Here is a 1,406-nt window from a genome sequence, read left to right as displayed (position 1 = left end):
GATGGTGTCCCGTGGAGTGGTGTAGCTGATCTTGGCTGGGATGTGCGCCGTCCTGGTGCTCCCGCGTGCATCGGCTGTGGGTGAATACTCCTTGAGAACGGGGCAGGCCACCGTGCAAATGTCCTTGGTGAACGGGCAGTTCAACCCAAGGAGCGCACGGTGGCCTTGTCCCAGCATGACCTACTTCGCCTGCTTGAGTCACTACGTTCAACGGATGGTCTTGAACTCGTCCGCGAAGTCGCCGAGCGGCTGCTCCAGGAACTGATCGAGGCCGAGGCCACCGCCCGGATCGGTGCGGAGTGGGGCGAGCGGACCGACACCCGTACCACCTGGCGCAACGGTCACCGGGAGAAGACCGTGACCACGCAGGCCGGCGATCTGGAACTCGCGATCCCCAAGCTGCGGGCCGGGAGCTTCTTCCCCAGTCTGCTGGAACGCCGGCGTCGCATCGACCAGGCCCTTTACGCGGTCGTCATGGAGGCCTACGTCCACGGGGTCTCGACCCGCTCGGTCGACGACCTGGTCAAAGCCCTCGGCTCGGACACCGGCATATCGAAGAGCGAGGTCTCCCGGATCTGCGCCGGCCTCGACGAACAGCTCGACGCGTTCAGGGCCCGGCCTCTTGATCACACGCGGTTTCCGTACGTCTTCCTCGATGCCACCTACGTCAAGGCCCGCGTCGACCATCAGATCGTCTCCCAGGCCGTCGTCATCGCCACCGGCGTCACCGAAGACGGCGGCCGTGAAGTCCTCGGTGTCATGGTCGGCGACAGCGAGACCGAAATCTTCTGGACCGATTTCCTTCGCTCGCTGCGCGAACGCGGCCTGTCAGGTGTCCGCCTGGTGATCTCCGACAGCCACAGCGGCCTGGTCAAAGCGATCCGCAAGGTCATGATCGGGGCCGGCTGGCAGCGGTGCCGGGTTCACTTCGTGCGCAACGTCTTCTCCGTGATCCCGAAGGGGTCTGCGGAGATGGTCGCCGCGACGATCCGCACGGTCTTCGCCCAGCCCACCGCCGATGCGGTCAGAGCCCAGCTCGACACCGTCGCGGTCATGCTCGGCCGTCAGTTCCCCAAGGTCAAAGAGATGCTGCTGGGGGCGAAGGAGGACCTGACCGCGTTCGCCGACTTCCCCAGCCAGCACTGGAAGAAGATCCAGTCGACCAACCCGCTCGAACGCCTGAACCGGGAGATCAAGCGACGCTCCGACGTCGTCCAGGTCTTCCCGAACACCGCCGCCGTCGCTCGCCTGACCACAGCCGTCCTCGTCGAACTCCACGACGAGTGGATCGCCTTCCCCCGCCGCTACCTCTCCATCGAGAGCATGGACAGCCTCTACCCAGACGACAACACCTGCCTGCCCGGCACCACCGAATGATCAGCTACACCACTCCAAGGGACATGACC

The 1,406-nt window shown here is 65.0% G+C and carries 1 protein-coding gene; it reads left to right on the top strand.

The window, feature by feature from the left end; translation table 11 throughout:
* Positions 1-165 precede the first annotated feature (165 nt).
* Positions 166-1,377 (top strand): IS256 family transposase, encoded by a 1,212-nt coding sequence (locus tag ACGFYU_RS37890; protein ID WP_393831843.1) that lies wholly within the window; start codon positions 166-168, stop codon positions 1,375-1,377.
* The last annotated feature ends 29 nt before the right edge of the window (positions 1,378-1,406 follow it).

The organism is Streptomyces sp. NPDC048337, from assembly GCF_043201175.1.
Classification (GTDB): Bacteria; Actinomycetota; Actinomycetes; order Streptomycetales; family Streptomycetaceae; genus Streptomyces.
The sequence above is the reverse complement of the archived record's forward strand: the minus strand, read 5'-3'. Positions and strand labels throughout refer to the sequence as shown.